This window comes from Bradyrhizobium sp. CCBAU 51745 (genome assembly GCF_028128715.1).
In the GTDB taxonomy this organism is placed as follows: domain Bacteria; phylum Pseudomonadota; class Alphaproteobacteria; order Rhizobiales; family Xanthobacteraceae; genus Bradyrhizobium; species Bradyrhizobium manausense.
Window position 1 is genome coordinate 343,901 of the sequence record NZ_LBJP01000007.1, and the last position, 23,474, is coordinate 367,374.

The 23,474-nt window shown below is 64.1% G+C and carries 24 protein-coding genes; 6 read left to right on the forward strand and 18 right to left on the reverse strand.

Annotated features, from left to right (window positions below; all coding sequences use genetic code 11):
* Positions 1-96: 96 nt before the first annotated feature.
* The 8 genes from XH98_RS08880 to coxB all read right to left on the reverse strand — a co-directional run bounded on the left by XH98_RS08880 (position 97) and on the right by coxB (position 6,703).
* Positions 97-861, reverse strand: coding sequence for an SURF1 family protein (locus tag XH98_RS08880; RefSeq protein WP_271618389.1), 765 nt, complete (start codon positions 859-861; stop codon positions 97-99).
* Positions 858-1,259, reverse strand: coding sequence for a DUF983 domain-containing protein (locus tag XH98_RS08885; protein WP_057746057.1), 402 nt, complete (start codon positions 1,257-1,259; stop codon positions 858-860). Before XH98_RS08885 ends, XH98_RS08880 begins: the two co-directional genes overlap by 4 nt.
* A gap of 97 nt (positions 1,260-1,356) precedes the next feature.
* Positions 1,357-2,253, reverse strand: a complete 897-nt coding sequence (locus tag XH98_RS08890) for a cytochrome c oxidase subunit 3 (RefSeq protein ID WP_271599082.1) — start codon at positions 2,251-2,253, stop codon at positions 1,357-1,359.
* A 65-nt stretch (positions 2,254-2,318) separates the two neighbouring features.
* Complete coding sequence (locus XH98_RS08895) at positions 2,319-2,969, reverse strand: cytochrome c oxidase assembly protein (protein WP_271599081.1); 651 nt, start codon at positions 2,967-2,969, stop codon at positions 2,319-2,321.
* Positions 2,970-2,975: 6 nt separating this feature from the next.
* On the reverse strand, positions 2,976-3,152 hold the full coding sequence (locus XH98_RS08900; RefSeq protein WP_057746048.1) for a hypothetical protein: 177 nt from the start codon (positions 3,150-3,152) through the stop codon (positions 2,976-2,978).
* Positions 3,149-4,093 (reverse strand): heme o synthase, encoded by a 945-nt coding sequence (locus XH98_RS08905; protein ID WP_271618390.1) that lies wholly within the window; start codon positions 4,091-4,093, stop codon positions 3,149-3,151. The genes XH98_RS08900 and XH98_RS08905 overlap by 4 nt, the downstream gene beginning before the upstream one ends.
* Positions 4,094-4,158: 65 nt before the next feature.
* Positions 4,159-5,775 (reverse strand): cytochrome c oxidase subunit I, encoded by a 1,617-nt coding sequence (ctaD, locus tag XH98_RS08910; protein ID WP_220006769.1) that lies wholly within the window; start codon positions 5,773-5,775, stop codon positions 4,159-4,161.
* 88 nt (positions 5,776-5,863) lie between these two features.
* On the reverse strand, positions 5,864-6,703 hold the full coding sequence (coxB, locus tag XH98_RS08915; RefSeq protein ID WP_057746038.1) for a cytochrome c oxidase subunit II: 840 nt from the start codon (positions 6,701-6,703) through the stop codon (positions 5,864-5,866).
* 445 nt (positions 6,704-7,148) lie between these two features.
* On the opposite strand from coxB, the gene XH98_RS08920 reads away from it, so the two are divergent.
* A complete protein-coding gene (locus XH98_RS08920; protein ID WP_271599079.1) occupies positions 7,149-7,721 on the forward strand; it encodes an invasion associated locus B family protein in 573 nt (190 codons plus the stop codon).
* A 216-nt stretch (positions 7,722-7,937) separates the two neighbouring features.
* On the opposite strand, the gene XH98_RS08925 is transcribed toward XH98_RS08920, so the two are convergent.
* Positions 7,938-8,426, reverse strand: a complete 489-nt coding sequence (locus XH98_RS08925) for a GNAT family N-acetyltransferase (protein WP_271618391.1) — start codon at positions 8,424-8,426, stop codon at positions 7,938-7,940.
* 89 nt (positions 8,427-8,515) lie between these two features.
* On the opposite strand from XH98_RS08925, the gene tldD reads away from it, so the two are divergent.
* From tldD to XH98_RS08940, 3 genes are read left to right on the forward strand one after another with little or no spacing between them, the layout of a single operon-like run.
* Positions 8,516-9,943, forward strand: a complete 1,428-nt coding sequence (gene tldD / locus XH98_RS08930; protein WP_271599077.1) for a metalloprotease TldD — start codon at positions 8,516-8,518, stop codon at positions 9,941-9,943.
* On the forward strand, positions 9,940-10,716 hold the full coding sequence (lepB, locus tag XH98_RS08935) for a signal peptidase I (RefSeq protein ID WP_057746034.1): 777 nt from the start codon (positions 9,940-9,942) through the stop codon (positions 10,714-10,716). The genes tldD and lepB overlap by 4 nt, the downstream gene beginning before the upstream one ends.
* A 12-nt stretch (positions 10,717-10,728) precedes the next feature.
* Positions 10,729-11,295 (forward strand): nucleotidyltransferase family protein, encoded by a 567-nt coding sequence (locus XH98_RS08940; protein ID WP_271599076.1) that lies wholly within the window; start codon positions 10,729-10,731, stop codon positions 11,293-11,295.
* Between the two features lie 131 nt (positions 11,296-11,426).
* Here XH98_RS08940 and XH98_RS08945 read toward each other — a convergent pair whose 3' ends face one another.
* The 3 genes from XH98_RS08945 to XH98_RS08955 form a co-directional block, all read right to left on the reverse strand.
* A complete protein-coding gene (locus tag XH98_RS08945) occupies positions 11,427-12,020 on the reverse strand; it encodes a PAN domain-containing protein (protein WP_271618562.1) in 594 nt (197 codons plus the stop codon).
* 119 nt (positions 12,021-12,139) lie between these two features.
* Positions 12,140-13,510 carry a glutamate--cysteine ligase gene (locus XH98_RS08950; RefSeq protein ID WP_057746029.1) on the reverse strand — a complete coding sequence of 457 codons (1,371 nt, stop codon included), beginning with the start codon at positions 13,508-13,510 and terminating at the stop codon, positions 12,140-12,142.
* 101 nt (positions 13,511-13,611) lie between these two features.
* Complete coding sequence (locus tag XH98_RS08955; RefSeq protein WP_057746026.1) at positions 13,612-14,106, reverse strand: MarR family winged helix-turn-helix transcriptional regulator; 495 nt, start codon at positions 14,104-14,106, stop codon at positions 13,612-13,614.
* Between the two features lie 126 nt (positions 14,107-14,232).
* On the opposite strand from XH98_RS08955, the gene gstA reads away from it, so the two are divergent.
* On the forward strand, positions 14,233-14,847 hold the full coding sequence (gene gstA / locus XH98_RS08960) for a glutathione transferase GstA (protein WP_271599075.1): 615 nt from the start codon (positions 14,233-14,235) through the stop codon (positions 14,845-14,847).
* 249 nt (positions 14,848-15,096) lie between these two features.
* Here gstA and XH98_RS08965 read toward each other — a convergent pair whose 3' ends face one another.
* The 4 genes from XH98_RS08965 to XH98_RS08980 form a co-directional block, all read right to left on the reverse strand.
* Positions 15,097-17,307, reverse strand: a complete 2,211-nt coding sequence (locus XH98_RS08965; protein ID WP_271618392.1) for an FAD-dependent oxidoreductase — start codon at positions 17,305-17,307, stop codon at positions 15,097-15,099.
* Positions 17,308-17,462: 155 nt separating this feature from the next.
* A complete protein-coding gene (locus tag XH98_RS08970) occupies positions 17,463-18,671 on the reverse strand; it encodes an acetyl-CoA C-acetyltransferase (protein WP_271599073.1) in 1,209 nt (402 codons plus the stop codon).
* A gap of 48 nt (positions 18,672-18,719) precedes the next feature.
* The gene (locus XH98_RS08975; protein ID WP_271618393.1) at positions 18,720-20,510 is read right to left on the reverse strand and encodes an acyl-CoA dehydrogenase C-terminal domain-containing protein; all 1,791 of its coding nucleotides are present in this window, start codon (positions 20,508-20,510) and stop codon (positions 18,720-18,722) included.
* A gap of 40 nt (positions 20,511-20,550) precedes the next feature.
* The gene (locus XH98_RS08980) at positions 20,551-20,937 is read right to left on the reverse strand and encodes a nuclear transport factor 2 family protein (RefSeq protein ID WP_271599071.1); all 387 of its coding nucleotides are present in this window, start codon (positions 20,935-20,937) and stop codon (positions 20,551-20,553) included.
* Between the two features lie 174 nt (positions 20,938-21,111).
* Here XH98_RS08980 and XH98_RS08985 point away from each other — a divergent pair, with 174 nt between their 5' ends.
* Positions 21,112-21,699, forward strand: a complete 588-nt coding sequence (locus XH98_RS08985) for a PadR family transcriptional regulator (protein WP_057746008.1) — start codon at positions 21,112-21,114, stop codon at positions 21,697-21,699.
* A gap of 38 nt (positions 21,700-21,737) precedes the next feature.
* Here XH98_RS08985 and XH98_RS08995 read toward each other — a convergent pair whose 3' ends face one another.
* Positions 21,738-22,664 (reverse strand): MEDS domain-containing protein, encoded by a 927-nt coding sequence (locus tag XH98_RS08995; protein WP_442868561.1) that lies wholly within the window; start codon positions 22,662-22,664, stop codon positions 21,738-21,740.
* 225 nt (positions 22,665-22,889) lie between these two features.
* Positions 22,890-23,129, reverse strand: a complete 240-nt coding sequence (locus XH98_RS09000; RefSeq protein ID WP_271618394.1) for a DUF6894 family protein — start codon at positions 23,127-23,129, stop codon at positions 22,890-22,892.
* Positions 23,130-23,474 lie beyond the last annotated feature (345 nt).

A 23,474-nucleotide genomic window follows, 5' to 3' on the forward strand; every position in this document is an offset into this window, starting at 1 on the left:
TTTGCCGCGGAAAAAACCTGAAGGCGGATTAGGACCACCCTCGTGAATATGCGCTGAATAATATAGACCGGACGATACCGGGTTCCCACCGGGAACCTACGGGCTCGCGCCGCCCTGGCGCCGTCCTCTCACCCACACGGCAAAGGCGATGAGCACGGCGCCGGCGAGCGTGAACCAGGTGATGGCGTATTGGAGATGATCGTCCTTCAGATGCACATCGAGCGGCCCCGGACGGGGGATGCCGTTCGCAGGCACCGGCTGCTCCAGATCGATATAGAACGGCGCGGTCGTGCCCCAGCCCAAGGCACCTGCGATCGCCAGATGATCGCGCACGAACCACAACCGCTTGTCGCGATTCTCGGCCGGCGTCAGCCATCCCGGCGCCTCCGGGAAACGCAAATAGCCCGTGAGTGTAGCGGGCGTGCCGGTGACGAGCTTCTGCACGGCGCGATCCTCGACGCCGCGGTCCTGCATCGTGTTCTCGACGAAGCCCGCATCGATCACCACGATCTCGCCGCTCGGCAGCCGCGCCGGCAGGAAGGCCCAGGTGCCGGGCGTGGATGCATCCTTGCGCACCGCGGAGCCGGAGGAATAGACCATGGCATCCGGCAGGGGCGCATAGGTCGCGGTGAAGCTGACGCGGCGAAACTCATCGCGCGCAGGCGTCAGCGCGGGCCATTGCTCTGAAGGCGGCAGCGCAATGGGTGCTGCCGCGAGGCGCTCGGTGAGCGCTGCGATCAGCTCGTGCTTGGCGGAGCGGCGCTGCAATTGCCAGATTCCGAGCGCGACGAAAGCCGCGGTCAGCAAAAGTGTGAACAGCATGAAGCCGGCGACGCCGGGCTTGCGCGACGTCTCGTTCATTTCGCGCGGTCGATCAACCGGCCGGGTGCTGCCTTGTGATGGAATTGCAGCGCGATCAGAAGCGACTTCATCGAGCGTAGCGGCAGGAGCGTGGTGGCGAGGATCAGCGGCAGCCACAGCACCGCATGCAGCCAGAATGGCGGCTGATACTTGACCTCGACGACGAGCGCGCAGCCAACCACGATCGCGCCGGCCAGCATGATGATGAAGATCGCCGGACCATCGCCGGCATCGATGAAGGCGTAGTCGAGGCCGCAACGGCTGCAGGAAGGCGCCAGCGTCAGGAAGCCCGCATAGAGCTTGCCCTCACCGCAGCGCGGGCATTTGCAGGCGAGCCCGCGCAGCGCGCTTTGCAGCACGGTGGGCTGGGCCTCCGGGGTGTCGGCAGTGTCGTTCATCACACGCAAGCCTATCACAATTTCGGCCCAAACTCCGGCCGCTGGATAACGAAAGGGCGGCCCTGCGGCCGCCCTTTGCAGATTGATCCGTCCCGGCTCAGTGCGCGCCGTGGGCCATGGCCTCGGCACCGTGTCCCCAGACATAGATGCAGAGGAACAGGAACAGCCAGACCACGTCGACGAAATGCCAGTACCAGGCGGCGAACTCGAAGCCGAGGTGCTGCTTCGGCGTGAAGTGGCCGGCATAGGCGCGCGCCAGGCACACGATCAGGAAGACGGTGCCGACCAGCACGTGAAAACCGTGGAAGCCGGTCGCCATGAAGAAGGTCGCGCCGTAGACGTTGCCGGCGAAGGAGAACGCCGCGTGGCTGTATTCGTAGGCCTGCACGCAGGTGAAGGTCGCGCCCAGCAGGATGGTGAGGATCAGGCCATATTTCAGGCCCTGGCGATCGTTCTCGAGCAGGGCGTGGTGCGCCCAGGTGACCGTGGTGCCCGAGGTGAGCAGGATCAGCGTGTTGAGCAGCGGCAGATGCCAGGGATCGAAGGTTTCGATACCATGGGGCGGCCAGGTGCCCGGCACCGCGCAGGCGCCGGCCGCCGTGCCGAGACCGCAACCGAACACCGCGTCACGGGTGGCGTGGACGGCGTCGGCCGGAAACAGCGCGGCGTTGAAATAGGCCCAGAACCAGGCGACGAAGAACATCACCTCGGAGGCGATGAACAGGATCATGCCGTAGCGGTGATGCAGCTGCACGACGCGGGTGTGGTCGCCCTTGTACTGGGCTTCCTTGATCACGTCGCCCCACCAGCTCGCCATGGTGTAGAGCACGCCGACGGTGCCGATACCGAACACGATCGGCGCGGCGGAGAACATGTGGTGCATCCAGGAGATCGCACCGACCGCCATGATGAAGGCGGAGACCGAGCCGACCGCCGGCCACGGAGACGGATCGACCAGATGGTAGTCGTGATGCTTGCCTTGCGCGGTAGCCATTGCGGTCTGTCTCCTCAATCCCGTGCCTGTCCGGCACTTATCCCCTTGGTCCAACCTCCGAAGCGTCAACCCGGCGGCTGGAGATTTCCCTTGCGCTTGTTGTCATCACCGGATGCGAGCGGCTTCACCACCGGATCCTTCACCGGATAGAACGTGTAGGACAGCGTGATGGTGCTGAGCCCGTCATTGTCGTGGTCGCCGACGATCGACGGATCGACGTAGAACACCACGGGCATCTCGCGCTTCTCGCCGGGCGCCATGGTCTGCTCGGTGAAGCAGAAGCAGTTGATCTTCTGGAAATACGACCCGACCGTCAGCGGCGCGACATTGTAGGCGGCCTGCCCTGAGGTGATGCGCGCGGCCTGGTTGGTCACGGTGTAATAGATGGTGGTGACCTGACCGATATTGACCTCGACCTCGGTCTGCTCCGGCTCGAACTTCCAGGGCAGGCCGGGGGCGACGTTGGAATCGAACCGCACCGCGATCTTGCGTGCGATCGGGCCGCTGGCGGGCGCGGAGGTCGCGACCTGCGTGGTGCCGTTGAAGCCGGTGGCGCGGCAGAACCAGTTGTAGAACGGCACCGCCGCGTAGGACGCTCCGACCATCAATGCGACCACGCCGCCGCAGATCGAGGCGACCAGCACATCGCGGCCGAGGCCCCGGCCCTTGCCGGCCGTTCGGCTCTGATGCTGCGATATGGTCGGCTTCTGATCCATCTGCCCCTACAACGGCCGAACGAGAACCGCCGGTCCCTTGACCATGGTGACGGCGAAGAAAAGGACGACGAGCACACCGAGCGCCAAAGCAATGGCAATGGAGCGCTGACGACGGCTCTTCTTCTGCGCCTCGGTGAGGACGATTCCATCTGGCTCGGGTTTGTCAGCCATCGCCGTGATCATGCGCCCCCTACCATCCGAGCAAGCACAGGGAATACGACCTCGGCCAGCAAGGTCGCGAACATCGCGAACAGGTACAGGATCGAGAAGGCGAACAGCTTTCGCGTTGCGCGCAGCGACTGGCTGCGCTCGCGGCGGAAGTAGACGTTGATGGCGAGCACCAGCATGCCGGCGCCGAGGATCAGCGAGACGATGCCGTAGACGGCGTCGAAATAGCCGAGCGCCCAGGGCGCTGCGGCCACCGCGATCAGCACGATCGTGTAGAGCAGGATCTGCAGGCGGGTCGCGTCCGGGCCGGCGACATTGGGCAGCATCGGAATGCCGGCGCGGGCATAGTCGTCGGAACGGAACAGCGCCAGCGCCCAGAAGTGCGGCGGCGTCCAGAAGAAGATGATGGCGAACAGCAGCAGCGGCTCGACGTCGACCGTGCCCGTGACGGACGCCCAGGCCACCACCGGCGGCAAGGCGCCGGCGGCGCCGCCGATCACGATGTTCTGCGCGGTCCAGCGCTTCAGGCCCATCGTATAGATGACGACGTAGAAGAAGATGGTGAAGGCGAGCAGCGCGCCCGCGATCCAGTTGACGAGGATGCCGAGCGTCATCACCGAGAAGAAGGCGAGCGTCATCCCGAACGTCATCGCCTCGGGCCGGGTGATGCGGCCACGCGGGATCGGGCGGTTCGCGGTGCGCGACATCTTGGCGTCGATATCGCCCTCGAGCGCCATGTTGAGCGCGCCGGAGGCGCCGGCGCCGACGGCGATGCAGAGCAGCGAGGTGATGGCGAGCACCCAGTGGAAATGTCCCGGCGCCATCGCCATCCCGACCAGCGCGGTGAAGATCACGAGCGACATCACCCGCGGCTTGAGCAGCGCGAGGTAGTCACCAACCTCCGCCTCGGAGACGCGGGGATTGATGTCGATGGCATTCTGATCGAGGACGGACACTTAAACCTGCTCGTTTCGTTGCAGAGCCGCGGCGCCCGTCGCGGGCGCCGCGGGAGTCGGGTTGCTTACTGCACGCGGGGCAGCACTTCGAACTGGTGGAAGGGCGGCGGCGAGGGCAGCGTCCATTCCAGCGTGGTGGCGCCGGCGCCCCACGGATTGTCGCCCGCCGGGACCTTCTTCATGAAGGCGTCGAGCACGCAGTAGAGGAAGATCAGCACGCCGAAGCCGGAGATGTAGGAGCCGATCGAGGAGATCAGATTCCAGCCGGCGAACGCATCCGGATAGTCGACATAGCGGCGCGGCATGCCCGACAGGCCGAGGAAGTGCTGCGGGAAGAACACCAGATTGACGCCGATGAAGGTGACCCAGAAATGCGCTTTCGCCAGCGTCTCGTTGTACATGTAGCCCGTCATCTTCGGGAACCAGTAGTACCAGCCGGCGAAGATCGCGAACACCGCACCGAGCGACAGCACGTAGTGGAAGTGCGCGACGACGTAGTAGGTCTCCTGCAGCACGCGGTCGACGCCGGCATTCGCCAGCACGACGCCGGTGACGCCGCCGACCGTGAACAGGAAGATGAAGCCGACGGCCCAGATCATCGGGGCGCGGAATTCGATCGAGCCGCCCCACATCGTGGCGATCCAGGAGAAGATCTTCACGCCCGTGGGCACCGCGATCACCATGGTGGCGGCGACGAAGTAGGCCTGCGTCGCCGAGGACATGCCGACCGTGTACATGTGGTGCGCCCACACCACGAAGCCGATGCCGCCGATCGCGACCATGGCGTAGGCCATGCCGAGATAGCCGAACACGGGCTTGCGCGAGAAGGTCGAGACGATCTGGCTGATCATGCCGAAACCGGGCAGGATCAGGATGTACACCTCGGGGTGACCGAAGAACCAGAACAGGTGCTGGAACAGCACGGGATCGCCGCCGCCGTCAGGCGAGAAGAACGTCGTGCCGAAATTGCGGTCGGTGAGCAGCATGGTGATCGCGCCGGCGAGGACCGGCAGCGACAGCAGCAGCAGGAACACCGTCACCAGGATCGACCACACGAACAGCGGCATCTTGTGCAGGGTCATGCCCGGCGCGCGCATGTTGAAGATCGTGGTGATGAAGTTGATGGCGCCGAGGATCGAGGAGGCACCGGCCAGGTGCAACGACAGGATCGCGAAGTCGACGGCCGGACCCGGATGGCCCGTGGTCGACAGCGGCGCGTAGATGGTCCAGCCGGCGCCGACGCCGTTGGCACCGGGCTCGCCCTCGACGAAGCTCGACAGCAGCAGCAGCGCGAAGGAGGCCGGCAGCAGCCAGAACGAGATGTTGTTCATGCGCGGGAACGCCATGTCGGGCGCGCCGATCATCAGCGGCACGAACCAGTTGCCGAAGCCGCCGATCATCGCGGGCATGACCATGAAGAAGATCATGATCAGGCCGTGCGAGGTCACGAATACGTTATAGGTGTGCGTTTCGTGGAATATCTGCACGCCCGGAAACATCAACTCGGCACGGATCGCGATCGACATCGCGGCACCGATGATACCCGCGATGACCGCGAAGATCAGGTACATCGTGCCGATGTCCTTGTGGTTGGTCGAATAGACGTAGCGACGCCATCCGGTCGGATGGGCGTGCTCGTCATGGTGCGCGTGATCGCCGTGTGTCGCTGCGCTCGTTGCCATTTTCAAATCCTGCCTTGCGTCCCATTCGGACCTGTGGAGGTCCCGCCCTTTATGTCGCGTTCAGTCCGGTTGAGCCGTCGCCCGGCGCTTACTGCGTCGGACCGGCTGCGGAGGCGAAGGTGCTGGTGCCGCCGCTCGCAAATTTCTTCTTCGCCGCATCGACCCAGGAGGCGAACTCCTGGTCGTTCACCACGCGAATGGCAATCGGCATGAAGGCGTGGTCCTTGCCGCAAAGCTCCGAGCACTGGCCGTAGAACATGCCGGTCTTGGTGGCCTTGAACCAGGTCTCGTTCAGCCGGCCCGGGATGGCGTCGATCTTGACGCCGAACGCCGGCAGCGCGAACGCGTGGATGACGTCGGCACCGGTGACCTGAACACGAATCACCTTGTTGACCGGCACCACCATCTCGTTGTCGACGCCGAGCAGGCGGGGCTGCTTGTCCTGGGCCAGCAGCGAGTCGAACTCGAACTTGCCGTTATCAGGATAGGCGTAGGACCAGTACCACTGCTTGCCGGTCGCCTTCACGGTCAGATCCGCCTTCGGCACGTCGAGCTCGAGGAACAGGAGGCGGAACGACGGCACCGCGATGCCGACCAGGATCAGCACCGGCACCAGCGTCCACACCACCTCGATCAGCGTGTTGTGGGTGGTCCGCGACGGCACCGGATTGGCCCTCGCGTTGAACTTCATCACCACGATCACCAGCAGCGCCAGCACGAACAGCGTGATCAGGATGATCAGCACGGACAAGAAGTTGTGGAACCAGACGATGTTGTCCATCACCGGGGAGCCGGAACCCTGCAGGTGCCATTCCCACGGCTCGGGCTGCCCAAGCTCGGCAAATGCCGCACCGCCCGTCGCCAGCGTCAGACCCGCCACGGCCAATCCCAGCAAGTGCCGGCCCACCCGGCCCATCGACATCTTCATGCCGTTCGCGCTCCCCTAACGAAATCACCCCAAGTGCATTCCCCTATTTTTGGGGAACGCTTATTCGATCCGCCCGTCTGACAAACCGCCGCAAGAATACCTCTAGGAGGAATTGGGGCCAGATCGCTAGAACGCCGAAATCAAGCCTCTCAAACCATAATTCTTGATCTATCGCAATGCAGTCTTGAGGCCCCTCTGTCAGCGATCACCCGCAAGATATTTCCTAGTAACATCAGACAAAAATACCGTTTCCCGGGAGGCCGCGGCTTGACAGCCGAATTGCCCGCTGTAGGCACAGGCGCAGGGCCGTGCAGGAACCTGATTCGTGGCGGCAAGGGCGGCCAAGGCGGCGCGGAATTTGCTTGTGAATTGCCTTCAAGACGCCGTCATTCCCGTATCTGTCCACCAGCGCGAGCGACCCGAGCGAGCAGAGGGACCGACCCCGATGGGGCTTTCGAGATGCATGGCAAGATCGGCTCCAAGATCGGTTGTATGGCCGGCTGACTGCCTCACGACGCTGATCCGCCTCGTGGCGGTCGTCCTTTTCCTGTCCCTTCCCGGCCTTTTCCTATCAAGCGCTGCCCATGCGCAGGGCGCGGTGCGTTCCGTTCATGGCGACTGGCAGATCCGTTGCGATACCCCGCCGGGCGCCCAGGCCGAGCAATGCGCCCTGATCCAGAGCGTGGTGGCCGAAGACCGCTCCAATGCCGGCCTCACCGTGATCGTGCTCAAGACCGCCGACCAGAAGAGCCGCCTGATGCGCGTGGTGGCCCCCTTAGGCGTGCTGCTGCCCTCCGGCCTCGGGTTGAAGCTCGACAACCAGGATGTCGGCCGCGCCGGCTTCGTGCGCTGCCTGCCCAATGGCTGCGTCGCCGAGGTCGTCATGGACGACAAGCTGCTCGGCCAGCTCCGCAGCGCCAAGACCGCGACCTTCATCATCTTCGAGACGCCGGAAGAAGGCATCGGCTTCCCGCTCAGCCTGAACGGGCTCGGCGAGGGGTACGACAAGCTGCCGTAGGGGCCCGGCGCATGTTCTCAGGCCCGTCATCCTGAGGCGCGAGTTCGGCAGCGCGGTTGCGCTGCCGTGCGAGCCTCGAAGGATGAACGGCCGAGCTGCCAGTCGGGCCGCCGTCCTTCGAGGCTCGCCTTGCTTTGCAAGGCGAGCACCTCAGGATGACGGTGAGGGACTAAACTCATAGCCGACACACGGCGCTCCGTAGCCGTCCTGATAGCACTAGAACAGCACCGCCATCTGGATCACGTTCTCGTACACGCCGTCGATTCTGACGGCGTTGCGCGACAGCCCCTCGACGGCAAAACCGACCCTCTCGTAGAGCGCGATCGCGCTCAGATTGTTCTCGCGAACAGAGAGTTCGACTCGCGACAGGCCTATCGCTTGCGCGGCGGCGAGCGTCGTCGTGATCAGCCGCGTTCCGAGCCCTTGGCCTCGGAAAGGCTGCAAAATTCCCGTTCCGAGGACGCCGGCATGGGCGTAGATCGGGCGCGGATGGCGCCTGACGTCGCACCAGCCGACGACGTCGCCGCCGGAAAGCGCAACGAATTGCGGATTTCCCTGCGCAATCATGTCGAGGACGAAACTGCGCGTTGCCTCCAGCGGGGGCGCCTCGAGAAAGGCCAGATGACGCCGCTCCCGCGCAACCGTGTCGAGCGCGCGGTGGAAGCTTTCGATCCGGGCTTCGGATATGGCAATGATTTCAATCATGTCGTTTCCGTAATGTGACGCACCGCCCTCTCGCCGAACGGTCCCGAAGCCATTATGTTGCCCGACATCTCTCCGACAATGGGTGATCGATGACCAACCCTGCCACAACCTCCCTGCTCGACCGCGCCAATCTCGATCGCGACCAGGTTCGCAACGAGGTCGCGCGCGGGCTCTCCGGTGCCGACGACGGCGAATTGTTCCTGGAATACAGCCAGACCGAAGCGCTGATGTTCGACAATGGACGGCTCAAGCAGGCGACCTACGACACCTCGCAAGGTTTTGGCTTACGCGCGGTCAAGGATGATGCCGTGGGCTACGCCCACTCCTCCGATGTGTCGCTGCCGGCGCTGATTCGCGCCGCCGACGCAGTCGCGGCCGTGCGCGGCGGCTATTCCGGCAGCTTTGCCGCGCCGCCTCCGCACACCAATGTGCGCCTCTATGGCGATGAAAACCCGCTCGATGCCCCCGGCTTCGAGACCAAGGTCAAGCTGCTGGCCGAGATCGACGCTTACCTGCGCGACAAGGATCCGCGGGTGCGGCAGGTCAGCGTCAGCCTGGGCGCGACCTGGCAGGTCGTCGAGATCCTGCGGCCCGACGGCGAGAGCTATCGCGACATCCGCCCGCTGGTGCGCGTCAACATCTCCGTCGTCGCAGGGCAAGGCGACCGCCAGGAGAGCGGCAGCAAGGGCTATGGCGGTCGCGCCGGCTATGCCGAATTCATTGAGACCAAATCCTGGCGCGATGCCGCCGACGGCGCACTGCGCGAGGCCCTGGTCAATCTGGAATCGATTCCCGCCCCCGCCGGCGAGATGGACGTCGTGCTCGGCGCCGGCTGGCCCGGCGTGATGCTGCACGAGGCAGTCGGCCACGGCCTCGAAGGCGACTTCAATCGCAAGAAGACCTCTGCTTTTGCGGGCCTGATGGGCCAGCAGGTCGCGGCCAAGGGCGTCACCGTGGTCGATGACGGCACCATCGCCTCGCGGCGGGGCTCGCTGTCGATCGACGACGAGGGCACGCCGACCAACCGGACCGTGCTGATCGAGGACGGCATCCTGGTCGGCTACATGCAGGACCGCCAGAACGCGCGGCTGATGAACATGAAGCCGACCGGCAACGGCCGCCGCCAGGGCTATGCCCATGTGCCGATGCCGCGCATGACCAACACCTACATGCTCGCGGGCGACCGCGACCCGGCCGAGATTCTCGCGTCGGTGAAGAACGGCGTGTTTGCCGCGAATTTCGGCGGCGGACAGGTCGACATCACCTCGGGCAAATACGTGTTCCAGTGCACCGAGGCCTACAAGATCGAGAACGGCAAGCTGGGCGCGCCGCTGAAGGGCGCCATGCTGATCGGCAACGGGCCGACCGACCTGCATCGCATCCGCATGATCGGCAACGATCTCGCGCTCGATACCGGCATCGGCACCTGCGGCAAGAACGGCCAGGGCGTGCCGGTCGGCGTCGGCCAGCCGTCGCTTCTGATGGAACGCATTACGGTGGGTGGAACGGGCGCATGAGCGTTGAGAAGGTAACGGCCGCTCCGAAGCGGAAGAGCTCCGGCTGGGCCGGCCAGTTGATGCAGCTTGCCGGCATCGTCGCCGCGGTGTTCATCGCCAAGGGCGCGCTGGCCGAGCCGTTCTACGTGCCGTCGGGCTCGATGGAGCCGACGCTGCTGATCGGCGATGCGCTGCTCGCCTCGAAATTCCCCTATGGCTACGGCACCTCGTCGCTGCCGATCCAGATCAACTTGCCCGAGACCGGCCGTGTCTTCGCGGAAATGCCGAAGCAAGGCGACGTCGTCGTGTTCCGATGGCCCGGCGACCGCTCGCAGGCCTGGGTCAAGCGCGTCGTCGGCCTGCCCGGCGACCGCATCCAGATGCGGCAGGGGCAGCTCTTCATCAACGACCGTCCCGCCGAATTGAAGCCTGACGGCGTTGGCGCCGCCGAGGACGACAATGGCGGCAGCGAGCCGGCCTACCGTTACGTCGAGACGCTGCCGAATGGCGTCTCGCATCTGATCTTCAAGATGCGCGACAACGGCCCGCTCGACAACACACCGGAGGTGAAGGTACCGGCCGGGCATTTGTTCGTGCTCGGCGATAACAGGGACAACTCGGCCGACAGCCGCGTGCCGCTGCGCTCCGGCGGCGTCGGCCTCTTGCCGGTCGACAATCTGGTCGGCCGTGCCGATGCCGTGCTCGGCTCCTGGGATCTCGGCATGCGCGGCCAGCCGGTCTGGACCTGGCTCTCCGGCTTCCGCCTCGCGCGGTTCTTCACCGCCGTGCGCTGAGGGGATCGCGACATGGGCAAGGACGAGTTTCTCGCCCTCGCCCTGAAAAATCCGGTCAACACCGCAATCATCGACGAGCTTCATCGACTTGCGCTGCCGGACGCGTGGCTGGTCTCGGGATGCCTGGTGCAGACGGTGTGGAACGTGCTCACGGGCCGTGCCGTCGATTACGGTATTGCGGATTACGACATCTTCTACTTCGATCCCGATACCTCCTGGGACGCGGAGGACGCCGTCATCCGCAAGCTGCAAACGCGCCTCGATCATCTCGGCGTCAAGATCGAGACCCGCAACCAGGCCCGCGTGCATCTGTGGTACCCGGCCAAGCACGGCCTGCCCTATCCGGCGTTGTCGTGCTCGACCGACGGCATCGACCGTTTTCTGACGCAGAACACGCAAGTGGGCGTGAGGCGCGCCGGTGATGGTTTCGAAGTCTACGCGCCGCATGGCTTCGATGACGTCGCAGGCCTGATTGCGCGCCCCAATCCGGGTCCGAATTTCTCCGCGGCGAATTACGCGGTGAAAGCTCAGAGATGGAAGGCGTTGTGGCCGGAGCTGACGGTGATTGCCGCGGAGTGAAATCTCGTAGGGTGGGCAAAGGCGCGCGTCTTCGCGCGACGTGCCCACGTCCTGTCGGACTCATGGAGAGGTGGTGGGCACGGCGCAAGTGCGCCTTTGCCCACACGGCTAACCCACCTACGGCACCTTGCCTATCTCACCACGCCCGACGTGAACCCGGCCTTCCGCCGCGGCGGCTTGATATCTTTCTTCAGGAAGCAGCGCGCTTCGCGGCCGGTGTAGCCGGGGCGGGCATAGGTGAAGGCGCGACACTTGTTGTCGGCGATACAGGCGGCCTTGCAGGCGTCCTCGCCCTCACCTTCCTTGAGCTCGAAATTGCGCAAATCGCCGCCGGGGCGGTCGATCGAGGTCTCGACGCCCTCGACGCGCGGCTCGATCACGCCGGCCCCGCGTACCCCGGAGATGCAGCAATTGGCGGGCTGTCGCGGCGGCACGGTATTCTTGAGCCAGCACACCGCCGCGGCGCCATCGATATCGGGATAGGCGAAGCTCCAGGCGCGGCAGCGGCGATCGCGCTCGCAAAGCAGCGCGCAGTCCTCGGGATCACCCGATGTGACCGGCGTATTGAAATAATCGCCGCCGGGCCGGTCGAATGCCGTCTGGGCGCGCGCGGGCACACTCGCAAAGACGAGCGAGAGCAGCGCGGCACAGGCCACGACGCAAGCCAAAGCCCTCGCCATCAAGACCTTTGCCATGACGGTCCCAGGCAGGCGGCCCTTCCCCATCGGAACAGCTTTCGAGTTATTGACGACGCTCAGGTTTTTTCGGCCGGTCATTTGATCGCCGCAAACCTGTACGGCCGATGAACGGTCCCGAATCTGCTCGTCGGCCTATTTGCCCAAAACTAGAACGCGTACTCCGCGTAGGCCGGTTCCACCGAGCCCTTCCAGGGGCCGTTGAACTTCTCGAGCATGTCCTCGGCCGGTGTCCGGCCGGAATCGATGATGCGATCCAGCGGCTCCAGATGCCGGGTTTCGTCGCGGCCAATGGCATCGATGCGGCCTCGCCGCCGCAGGCCCGCATGTGCCAGAACGAGGCATTCCTTGGCGATCTCGAACAGATAGCGGTCCTTGATCCGGGCCTTGAAGCCGAAGCGCGGCACATCGTCGCGCAGGGCCTGACGCTCGTGTGCGGTCCAGTGCTTCACCAAATCCCAGGCCGCATCGAGCGACGCACCGTCATAGAGCAGCCCGACCCAGAACGCCGGCAGTGCCGGCAGCCGACCCCATGGGCCACCGTCGGAGCCGCGCATCTCGAGATAACGCTTCAGCCGCACCTCGGGAAAGATCGTCGAGAGATGATTGGCCCAGTCCGACAACGTCGGACGTTCGCCGGGAAGGTTGTTGTTGCGGCCCTCGAAGAAGGCTCGGAACGAGGAGCCCGACACGTCGATATATTCCTCGCCGCGCTTGACGAAATACATGGGCACATCGAGCGCGTAGTCGACATAGCGCTCGAAACCCATGCCGTCCTCGAACGCCCACGGCATCATGCCTGACCGCGCATTGTCGGTATCGCGCCAGATCTCGGAGCGGAAAGACAGGAAGCCGTTCGGCTTGCCTTCGGTGAACGGCGAATTGGCGAACAGCGCGGTCGCAACCGGCTGCAGCGCCAGCGACACGCGCAGCTTCTTGACCATGTCGGCTTCCGAGCAGAAGTCGAGATTGGTCTGCACCGTGCAGGTCCGGTACATCATGTCGAGGCCGTATTGACCGACCTTCGGCATGTAATTGGTCATGATCTTGTAGCGGCCCTTGGGCATCACAGGGATGTCGGCGCGAGACCAGGATGGCGTCATGCCGAGCCCAAGGAAGCCGATACCGAGCGGGGCAGCGATCTCGCGCACCTGCGCCAGGTGCGCCATCAGCTCGCTCTGGGTCTGGTGCACGTTCTCGACCGGCGCACCTGACAGCTCGAACTGGCCGCCGGGCTCCAGCGAGATCGCGCCGCCGCCGGTGACGTCGTAGAGCCCGATGATGTTGCCCTTCTCCATGATCGGCTCCCAGCCGAGCAGGAGCTTCATGCCTTCGAGCAGCGCACCGATGCCGCGCGCGCCTTCGTACGGCACGGGACGATGGCCTTCGAGCGTGAACGGCGTCTTCTCGTGCTCGGTGCCGATGCGGAATTCGGACGGGTGCTTGCAGCCGGCCTCGAACCACGCAACGAGTTCGTTGCGTGATTGCAGCGGCGTCATATCGATCTGGTCTCGCGCCATATCAAACTCTAATCAAAAGGGCGCTTCGATCGAAGGCGCGCGGGTGACGGGATGGTCCGCGGACCCCTTGGGGTGCACGGACGAGCTGGTTTGCCGCGCGGTCATCGCGACGGCGTGGTTTCGTTGACGTTGACGACGGGCAGCTTCATCTCGCCGCACGAGCATCCCAGCCGGTCGAGCAGACCGCTGAGCTTGACGGCATCGGCGTCGGAGAGCTTCGAGCCGACATATTTCTCGATCGCAGCCGAATAGGCGCCCCACATCCGCTTCTGCAATTCGCGGCCGGCCTCCGTGATCTCGACGAACTGGCCGCGCTTGTCGATCTTGCATTCACGCCGGGAGGCGAGCCCCTCGTCGACCAGGCGGTCGATCAGCCGCGAGGTGGAGTATTGCGGGATCAGCATCTGCCGCTCGAGCTCCACCGGCCGCAATTCGCCACTCGGCGCGCGCGACAATTCGAGCAGCGCGTCGTACCACGCCAGTGGCGGGAACCCGGCCTTCTTCAGGTCCTGCTCCACGCAGTCCAGCACACGGCTCTGCACCCGCATCAGGCGGATCCAGGCACTGGTTGCCTCGGTCGATGGTTTGCGCTTCATGGTCCCGCTCAAGCTCGTCGTCCGCTTCTTACCCCACTCGATGCACCTGCATCAATCTTGACTATTGCATGCAGGTGCATGTAGGCGTTCTTTCGCCCCTACCAAGCCTCAAGAGGAGGAAATTCCATGAAACTGTATTACGCGCCCGGCGCCTGCTCGCTGTCGCCCCATATCGCGCTTCTGGAGGCCGACCTGCCCTATGAGCTGGTCAAGGTCGATATCCGGGCCAAGAAGCTCGAGAACGGTGAAGACTATCTGAAGGTCAATCCCAAGGGTCAGGTCCCCGCGCTGGGCCTCGATAACGGTGAGATCGTGACCGAAGGCCCGGTCATTGTCCAGATGATCGCCGACAAGGTTCCGGCCAAGGCGCTGGCGCCCGCGCGCGACAGCTCCGAACGCTACAAGCTGCTCGAATGGCTGAACTTCCTCACCTCGGAGGTGCACAAGAGCTTCGGCCCGATGTTCGCGCCGGCGCTGAACGACGACGCCAAGGCCTTCTTCAAGGACCGTGTCATGGGCAAGCTGAAGCACATCGACAGCCAGCTCGCCGGCAAGGACTACCTGATGGGCAAGCAGTTTTCGGTCGCCGACGGCTATCTCTTCACCATGCTGACCTGGGCCGACCGGATGAAGTTCGACCTCTCGGCAATGCCGAACCTCTCCGCCTACAAGGCCCGCGTCGCCGCGCGGCCGAAGGTGCAGGAAGCGCTGACCAAGGAAGGGCTGGCGCAGGCGAAGTGAGCCCGCACAAGATGCGAACACGCGAAAGGCCGGATCGACGATCCGGCCTTTTTCGGTTTGCTGCGATCCATCCAAGCGTCGTCCTGGCGAAAGCCAGGACCCATTACCCCGGATGTTCGTTGCTTTGCGCGCGCATCTCCGGGATGACAGCCGCGTAGCCCGGATGGAGCGAAGCGCAATCCGGGAGGGCTTTCGCGACTGACAAACTCTTCCCGGATTTCGCTGCGCTCCATCCGGGCTACGAGTGCCTTAAGCAGCCGCCTTGTTCGGCGCGAAACGGCCATAGAAGGTCTCGCCCTTCGCCGCCATCTCCTCGAGCAGCTTGGGCGGCGTGAAGCGCGAGCCGTATTTCGCCTCGAGCTTGTGGCAGAGCTCGACGAAGGTCTTCGTGCCCATGAAGTCGATATAGGACAGCGTGCCGCCGGTGAACGGCGCGAAGCCGAAGCCGAGGATCGAGCCGACATCGGCTTCGCGCGGATCGGTGATGACGTGATCCTCGACGGTGCGCGCGGCCTCGACCGCCTGCACCACCAGGAAGCGTTGCTTCAATTCCTCGACGTCGAGCGTGTCAGGATCGAGCTGCTTCGGCTGCAGCGCGGAGAGACCCGGCCACAGGCTCTTCTGACCCTTGCCCTCGGGATAGTCGTAGAAGCCCATCTTGTTCTTGCGGCCGAGGCGGCCCTGCTTCTCGACCATCTCGACCATCAGCTTCTTCTGGTCGGGGTTGATGGCGTTGGGGCCGAGATCGGCTTCGGTCGCCTTCATGATCTTCAGGCCGAGATCGAGCGCGACCTCATCCGAGAGCGAGAGGGGACCGACCGGCATGCCGGCCATCTTGGCGCAGTTCTCGATCATCGCCGGCGGCACGCCTTCCAGGAACATCTCGTTGCCCTCGGCGACGTAGCGGCCGACGCAACGGTTGGCGAAGAAGCCTCTGGAATCGTTCACGACGATCGGCGTCTTGCCGATCTGACGGACATAGTCGAGCGCGGTCGCGAGCGCGAGATCGCCGGTGTTCTTGCCCTTGATGATCTCGACCAGCATCATCTTCTCGACCGGCGAGAAGAAGTGAATGCCGACGAATTTGCCCTGGTCCTTGAAGTTCTCGGCCAGGGACGTGATCGGCAGGGTCGAGGTGTTCGAGGCAAAGATCACGTCGGGCTTGAGATAGTCCTGCGCCTTGGCAAAGGTCTCGGCCTTGACCTTGCGGTCCTCGAACACGGCCTCGATGACCAGATCGACGTCCTTCAGGGCCGCGTAGTCCGCGGTCGGCGTGATGCGCGCGAGCAGCTTCTCGGCATCATCGGGCTTGGCGCGGCCCTTCTTGATCTGGTCCTCGATCACCTTCTGGGCATGGGCCTTGCCCTTGTCGGCGCTCTCCTGGTCGCGATCGATCAGGACGACGTCGAGCCCGGCGCGGGCCGAGACGTAGCCGACGCTGGCGCCCATGAAGCCGGCGCCGATGACGGCGATCTTCTTCACCTTGGTCGGGGCTACGTCCTTCGGACGGCGCGCACCCTTGTTGAGCTCCTGCATCGACAGGAACAGGCTGCGGATCATCGCGGCCGCTTCCTTGGAGCGCAGCACCGAGGTGAAGTAGCGCGACTCGACGCGAAGCGCCGCGTCGATCGGCAGCTGCAGGCCTTCATAGACGCAGCTCATGATGGCGCGCGCGGCCGGATAGTTGTCGTAGGTCTCGCGGCGATAGATCGCGTTGCCGGCCGGGAACATCATCATGCCGGCCTTGGAGAACACCGGGCCGCCGGGCAGCTTGAAGCCCTTCTCGTCCCAGGGCGCGACGGCCTTGCCGCCGCCCTTGATCCAGTCCTTCGCGGCCTTGATGAGATCGGCGGCGGGGACGATGGCATGAATGAGGTTGAGCTGCTTCGCCTTGTCGATGGTAACGGGATCGCCCTTGAGCAGGATCGTCATGGCGTCCTGCGGCGGCACTAGCCGCGGCACGCGCTGCGTGCCGCCAGCACCGGGGAACAGGCCGACCTTGACCTCGGGCAGGCCGAGACGCGTCTTGGGATTCTCCGCGGCCACGCGATAGTGGCAGCACAGCGTGATCTCGAAACCGCCGCCGAGCGCGAGGCCGTTGATCGCCGCCGCCCACGGCTTGCCTGACGTTTCGATTCCGCGCAGCACCTGCGAGAAGCGACGGCTCTGGTCGAACAGCATCTGGTTCGCCGCGGTCTCGCCCTGCTCCCTGAGGACTTTTGCGTAGGCCTGGTTCATGCCTTCGAGCATGGAGAGATCAGCGCCGGCGCAGAACGCCTCCTTGGCGGAGGTGATGACGACGCCCTTCACCGCGGCGTCAGCGGTCGTTTCCTTGACGATCGCTTCGAGCTCGCTGGTCGAGGTCTCGTCGAGCACGTTCATCGAACGGCCGGGAATGTCCCAGGTGACGAGCGCGACGCCGTCGGTATCGGTCTCGACCTTGAAGTTCTTGTAAGCCATGTTGGTTGCTCCTCGTGCCGCAGCCGAATGCAGGCGCGGCGGTTGACTGTGATCTCGCAGGGTGGGCAAAGGCGCTCTTGCGCCGTGCCCACCATCTTTCTCCGATCGAAACAGGTGGTGGGCACGCTTCGCTTTGCCCACCCTACGGCAGCTAGCTAAACGCGCTCGATGATGGTCGCCGTGCCCATGCCGCCGCCGATGCACAGCGTGACCAGGGCGGTGGACTTGTTGGTGCGCTCGAGCTCGTCGAGCACGGTGCCGAGGATCATCGCGCCGGTGGCCCCCAAAGGATGGCCGAGCGCGATGGCGCCGCCATTGACGTTGATCTTGGCGTTGTCGATGTCGAAGGCCTGGATGTAGCGCAGCACGACCGAGGCGAAAGCCTCATTGAGCTCGAACAGGTCGATGTCCGACTTCTTCATGCCGGAACGCGCGAACAGCTTTTCGGTGACGTCGACCGGACCGGTCAGCATCATCGCCGGCTCCGAGCCGATATTCGCAAACGCGCGGATCTTTGCACGTGGCTTCATGCCGTATTTGGCACCCGCTTCCTTGCTGCCGAGCAGGACGGCGCCGGCACCGTCGACGATGCCGGAGGAGTTGCCGGCATGATGCACGTAATTGACGCGCTCGATCTCCGGGTGCGACTGAATCGCGACGCCGTCAAAGCCGCCCATCTGCGCCATCATCGTGAACGACGGCTGCAGCTGCGCCAGCGACTGCATGGTCGTCGAAGGACGCATATGCTCGTCCTTGGCGAGGATGGTGAGGCCATTGATGTCCTTCACCGGCACCACCGACTTGTTGAAGCGGCCCTCGTCCCAGGCCTTGGCCGCGCGTTGCTGGCTCTGCACGGCGTAGGCATCGACGTCGTCGCGCGAGAAGCCGTACTTCGTCGCGATCAGATCGGCCGAGACGCCCTGCGGCATGAAATAGGCCGGCACGGCCATCGAGGGATCCATCGGCCAGGCGCCGCCGGAGGCGCCGATGCCTACGCGGCTCATCGATTCAGCGCCGCCACCGATCACCAGCTCATGCTGGCCGCTCATCACCTGCGCGGCCGCGAAGTTCACGGCGTCCAAGCCGGAGGCGCAGAAGCGGCTGATCTGCACGCCGGGCACGGCTTCGCCGAGGCCGGCTTTCAGCGCGGCAAAGCGCGCGATGTCGGAGCCGGCTTCGCCGACCGGATCGACCACGCCGAGCACGACGTCGTCGACGGAATCTTCCGGCAAATTGTTGCGGTCCTTGAGCGCCTTCAGCGGCACGGTGGCGAGCGCGAGCGCGGTGACTTCGTGCAGCGCGCCGTCCGGCTTGCCGCGGCCGCGGGGGGTGCGAACGTGATCGTAGATGAATGCCTCAGGCATGACGCCCTCCTGATCTGTTGTTCGAATTTTGATGATGCGGAAGCCGACTCAGAACGCTTCCGCCGGCAATTCCATGATGGTGGCGCAGCCGGACTGGATGCGCGCGAGATTGGCCGCGGTCTCCGGCAGCATCCGCTCCATGAAGAAGCGGCCGGTGACGAGCTTGGTCGAGAGATAAGGCGTCGCGCCGCCCTCGGCAATCTTGGCCAGCGTGACCTTCGCCATCTTCGCCCACATGTAGCTGAGCGCGACGAAGCCGAAGAGATGCAAATAGTCGGTTGCGGCCGCTCCCGCATTATCGGGCTTCATCATCGCGTTCTGCATCAGCCAGGTGGTGGCCTGCTGCAGATGGCCAAGCGAGGTCGAGAGCGGGGTGATGAAGGGCTTCATCGCCTCGTCGCCGCCGTTCTCCTTGGCGAAGGCCATGACCTCGCCGAAGAAGGCCATGATGGCGCGGCCGCCGTCGCGCGGCAGCTTGCGGCCGACGAGATCGAGCGCCTGGATGCCGTTGGCGCCTTCATAGATCATGGCGATGCGTGCATCGCGCACGAACTGCTCCATGCCCTGCTCGGCGATGTAGCCGTGGCCGCCATACATCTGCTGCGCCTGCACCGCGTTGGCGAAGCCGTAATCGGTGAGGAAGCCCTTCAGCACCGGCGTCATCAGGCCCATGTGATCGTCGGCGGCCTGGCGGTCCTTCGGATCCTCGGAGCGATGAGCCACGTCGCTCTTCAGCGCGGTCCACATCACGAAGGCGCGGGCGGCCTCGTTGAAGGCGCGGATCGAGAGCAGCGTGCGGCGCACGTCGGGGTGCACGATGATCGGATCGGCCGGCTTGTCCGGCGCCTTCACGCCGGTGAGCGCGCGGCCCTGGATGCGCTCGCGCGCATAGGCCACCGCGTTCTGATAGGCGACCTCGGACTGCGCGAGGCCCTGCACGGCGACGCCGAGCCGGGCCTCGTTCATCATCACGAACATGCCCTGCATGCCCTTGTTCTCTTCGCCGATCAGCCAGCCGGTGGCGTTGTCGTAGTTCATCACGCAGGTCGAGTTGCCGTGGATGCCCATCTTGTGCTCGATCGAGCCGCAGACGACGCCGTTGCGGGCACCGACCGAGCCATCGGGATTCACCAGGAATTTCGGCACGACGAACAGCGACACGCCCTTGATGCCGGAGGGTGCGCCCTCGATGCGGGCCAGCACGAGGTGGATGATGTTGGAGGCAAGATCGTGCTCGCCGGCCGAGATGAAGATCTTGGTGCCTGATATCCTGAAGGAGCCGTCGGCCTGGCGCACTGCCTTGGTGCGGAGCATGCCGAGATCGGTGCCGCAATGCGGCTCGGTGAGATTCATGGTGCCGGTCCACTCGCCGGCGATCATCTTCGGCACGTAGGTCTGCTTCTGCTCCGGCGAACCATGCACCAGCAGCGCGGCGGTCGCGCCCATGGTGAGGCCGCCATACATCGAGAACGCCATGTTGGCGGAGATCTGGAATTCGTTGACGGCCTGGCTGAGCGTCACCGGCAGCCCCTGGCCGCCGAACTCGGTCGGCGCGGAAAGACCGAGCCAGCCGCCCTCCGCCACTTGCTTGAACGCCTCCTTGAAACCCTTCGGCGTGGTGACGCTGCCGTCATCGGCGCGCTTGCAGCCTTCGAGATCGCCGACGCGATTGAGCGGCTGCAGCACCTCTTCGGCGAGCTTGGCGGCTTCGCCCAGGATCGCCTCGCGCACGTCGCTCGAGGCATCGGAGAAGCCGGCGAGGTTGTCGTAGCGGTCGATCTGGAAGACGTCGTTGAGCAGGAAGTTCACGTCTTCGACGGGGGCTTTGTAGATCGGCATGGTGGTCTCCCGGCAGGCCTTGGAAAGTGATGATGCTGAATCAGGATTGGGCAGCGGCGAGCTGCTCCGCCATCAGGCGGTGCAGCATGTTGATGGCCTTGAGCGGACGCACCATCACCTTGAAATGGGTGATGCGTCCTTCGCTATCGAAGCTGATGATGTCGACGCCGTTGATCTCGATGCCGTCGATCATGGTCTTGAATTCGAGCACGGCGCCATTGGCGCTGCGCCATTCGCCGACATAGCTGAAGCCGGGACCGCCGAGCACCTTCTCGGCACTGGCGAGGTATTTGAAGGTGATGTCGCGCCCGCGCTGCGGGGTGTGCACCACAGGGCTTTCGAACACCGCGTCAGGATGCAGCAGCTCCCACAACGCCTTGCTGTCGTGGGACGTCATGTAGGCGTACCAGGAGTCGAGGCCGGTCATTGTCAGGTGCCTCCCAAAGGGCTTTGGCAAAAACGCGAAAACAACCCCATGCACAGTAGCGCCAAGGTCGCTTGTCCGGGGGTCTGGAGCCCCACCTCATATGCACATTGACGCATATGCGCCGATGCGCATAAAGTCAAGCTGGTTGGTTCAGAATACAGGGAGGCAGGTCACATGGCGCTGGGCGACGCGATCCTCGCATGCCTGACGGAACGTCCGATGACGGGCTACGAGCTCGCCAAGACGTTCGATTCCTCGATCGGCTTCTTCTGGAAGGCCGACCACCAGCAAATCTACCGCGAGCTCTCCAAGCTGCGCGACCGCGGCTACATCCAGGGCCGCGAGGTCGTGCAGACGGGCAAACCCAACAAGCTCATCTATACGCTCACTCCCGAAGGCCGAACAGCGCTGCGGCACTGGGCCGCGCGGCCGAGCACCCCGCCCTCGATCAAGGACGATCTCCTGGTCCGGCTGCATGCGCTCGACAGCATCGACATCGAGCCGATCCGCACCGATCTGATGGACCGGCTGGAGCATCACCGCGACCGGCACGCCAATTACGAGCGCATCCTGAAGAAGCGTTTTCCCGACGGGACGGCGGAGGGCCGGCTCGACCTCGGCAATTTGCTGCTGCTTCGCCTCGGCGCGCGGCACGAGCAGATGGTGGCGGATTTCTGCGAGGAGGCGCTCGAGGCGCTGTCGGCGATGTCAGGCAAGGGCACCGTGGTGCCGCTGGAGGATGGCAAGCGGGAGAAGGGCTGAGGGCACCGACGGCGAGGGAAGCGGGCCATTGGCTCGCATTATTCGCCGAGAACTTTATGGACGAGATCGGCGACGTTCCGGGCACCGAGCTTTTTCAGGAGATTGGCGCGATGGAAATCGACGGTGCGCGGGCTGATGCCTAGTGTCCGTCCGGCCTCCTTGCTGGAGGCACCCCGAATGATTTGAGCCAGCGCAACACGTTCTTTGGGAGTCAAAATCTGATGTCCGGGGAACGGTTTCGACAGGATATCCAGCGCGCCATTTAGCCTCCTGATTTCCCGCTTGGCCTGCTTGAGTTCGGGCGTCTCGAGAAATTCCCAATTGCCTTTCCGTCGCACGATGCAGCATTGATGCGCACGCGCCACGTCAAGCATGTCGACGGCCCTGCTGGATTGAAACGAATAGGTGCAGAGCACGATCATTTTCTGCCCGACGAGAGAGCGATCGAGTTCGTGCTCGTACTCGCAGAACTCCTTCCAATGTTTCGTTCCTATCCAGAACGCATTTCCGCTCACCCTCACGCCATCGTAGCCTTTGGCCAGGGCCGCGCTGAGCTTCTCGCTCCAGCCGCCGGTGATCTTTTGAAGATCGAACTCGTCGCCCTCAAGGTACCACTCGCTGCCTGCGATCAGTTCGATCTGCCCCGCCTCTCGATAACGGTCAAAACGCGGAATGGCGCGCCGCAGGGCTTCCTCCGCCTGCTCCAGCGAAACCGGATCGGAGACGGCCCATACGCCAAACTCGTTGCTCCTTAACCCCGCTTCGAAATAGCAAACGGCGGTGTCGAGCAGATCCTGGGGAGTTTCATAGAACAGGCAGACATGAGTTCCCCACGGCATATCACCCATGAAGCGAATGCCCGTGTGGCGCAGCGCGGAATCACCGCCTGGCGCCTCGGCCAGGGCCGTCGACGGAACAGAATTCGCTTTGCGACCCCTGTTCGGGAAGGGCGGAGCACCCGGCATGGATATGTCCATAGCGGCGCCGATGTCGCAGCGCGTTGATATCCGTCACACGTCTTATGCGGCGCGGTTTAGCGGCCATCGTTACCATAAGCAGGGAACTCGCAAAATAGCCGATGGGCCCCGCGCCGGTCGGCGTCGCAATCAGTCGGCCGACGACGTCCGGCGGGCTGCCGCCTCCTCAGGCGGGTGGATATGAGTTCGACCTTCGGATCGCTTCCCGGGATCTCAGCCGAACGGATCCGACTTCGTGAGCGTTCTTCCGATGCCGATCGGCACCTTCGCGATTTCATAGCCGCGCGAATTTTCCACCGAAATCCAGCCGCCGTGCCAGGTGTCATCGCCTTCCGACAATTCCTTGGCAACCTGTGTCGCCTCCGCTTCCGCAGCCAGCGCGCTGATGTATTCCCACTCGGCCACGTATTCGAAAGAGTCGGCGTCCCAAATTGTGAAGCGATAGCGTTCCAATGGCACCCTCCAAGGAGCTGCCATGGGCATTTGGGGCCGTCCAAACGGTGGCGTTACTGGTAGGATTGCGAGTACCAAAGCGCCAACCGGTTTTGACGGACCTATGGCACGGACCGTTTTGGGGCCGCTCTTGACCAAAGCCGGCATTTCAGCCGCGATTGGAGGCAGAGCGGACGTGGGGATTTATGAGTACATGCCCTTCTGTAATGGGCCCGATGATGTCAAGCCTCCCGAGTGAACGTCTCGTCGCCGAGCTCATGCTTCTGTCCGTGGTCAACGCCTGGCCGCCACATCATGCTGTCAGAGGGAGCGGTGAGCCTATCTAGATACGCGTGGTTCGTCGGA

Excerpts from the sequence above, each read along its gene's own strand:
- XH98_RS08880 (WP_271618389.1), bottom strand. The coding sequence starts at position 861 with ATGAACGAGACGTCGCGCAAGCCCGGCGTCGCCGGCTTCATGCTGTTC.
- XH98_RS08885 (WP_057746057.1), bottom strand. The coding sequence starts at position 1,259 with ATGAACGACACTGCCGACACCCCGGAGGCCCAGCCCACCGTGCTGCAA.
- XH98_RS08890 (WP_271599082.1), bottom strand. The coding sequence starts at position 2,253 with ATGGCTACCGCGCAAGGCAAGCATCACGACTACCATCTGGTCGATCCG.
- XH98_RS08895 (WP_271599081.1), bottom strand. The coding sequence starts at position 2,969 with ATGGATCAGAAGCCGACCATATCGCAGCATCAGAGCCGAACGGCCGGC.
- XH98_RS08900 (WP_057746048.1), bottom strand. The coding sequence starts at position 3,152 with ATGATCACGGCGATGGCTGACAAACCCGAGCCAGATGGAATCGTCCTC.
- ctaD (WP_220006769.1), bottom strand. The coding sequence starts at position 5,775 with ATGGCAACGAGCGCAGCGACACACGGCGATCACGCGCACCATGACGAG.
- coxB (WP_057746038.1), bottom strand. The coding sequence starts at position 6,703 with ATGAAGATGTCGATGGGCCGGGTGGGCCGGCACTTGCTGGGATTGGCC.
- XH98_RS08920 (WP_271599079.1), top strand. The coding sequence starts at position 7,149 with ATGGGGCTTTCGAGATGCATGGCAAGATCGGCTCCAAGATCGGTTGTA.
- XH98_RS08925 (WP_271618391.1), bottom strand. The coding sequence starts at position 8,426 with ATGATTGAAATCATTGCCATATCCGAAGCCCGGATCGAAAGCTTCCAC.
- tldD (WP_271599077.1), top strand. The coding sequence starts at position 8,516 with ATGACCAACCCTGCCACAACCTCCCTGCTCGACCGCGCCAATCTCGAT.
- lepB (WP_057746034.1), top strand. The coding sequence starts at position 9,940 with ATGAGCGTTGAGAAGGTAACGGCCGCTCCGAAGCGGAAGAGCTCCGGC.
- XH98_RS08940 (WP_271599076.1), top strand. The coding sequence starts at position 10,729 with ATGGGCAAGGACGAGTTTCTCGCCCTCGCCCTGAAAAATCCGGTCAAC.
- XH98_RS08945 (WP_271618562.1), bottom strand. The coding sequence starts at position 12,020 with ATGGGGAAGGGCCGCCTGCCTGGGACCGTCATGGCAAAGGTCTTGATG.
- XH98_RS08950 (WP_057746029.1), bottom strand. The coding sequence starts at position 13,510 with ATGGCGCGAGACCAGATCGATATGACGCCGCTGCAATCACGCAACGAA.
- XH98_RS08955 (WP_057746026.1), bottom strand. The coding sequence starts at position 14,106 with ATGAAGCGCAAACCATCGACCGAGGCAACCAGTGCCTGGATCCGCCTG.
- gstA (WP_271599075.1), top strand. The coding sequence starts at position 14,233 with ATGAAACTGTATTACGCGCCCGGCGCCTGCTCGCTGTCGCCCCATATC.
- XH98_RS08965 (WP_271618392.1), bottom strand. The coding sequence starts at position 17,307 with ATGGCTTACAAGAACTTCAAGGTCGAGACCGATACCGACGGCGTCGCG.
- XH98_RS08970 (WP_271599073.1), bottom strand. The coding sequence starts at position 18,671 with ATGCCTGAGGCATTCATCTACGATCACGTTCGCACCCCCCGCGGCCGC.
- XH98_RS08975 (WP_271618393.1), bottom strand. The coding sequence starts at position 20,510 with ATGCCGATCTACAAAGCCCCCGTCGAAGACGTGAACTTCCTGCTCAAC.
- XH98_RS08980 (WP_271599071.1), bottom strand. The coding sequence starts at position 20,937 with ATGACCGGCCTCGACTCCTGGTACGCCTACATGACGTCCCACGACAGC.
- XH98_RS08985 (WP_057746008.1), top strand. The coding sequence starts at position 21,112 with ATGGCGCTGGGCGACGCGATCCTCGCATGCCTGACGGAACGTCCGATG.
- XH98_RS08995 (WP_442868561.1), bottom strand. The coding sequence starts at position 22,664 with ATGCCGGGTGCTCCGCCCTTCCCGAACAGGGGTCGCAAAGCGAATTCT.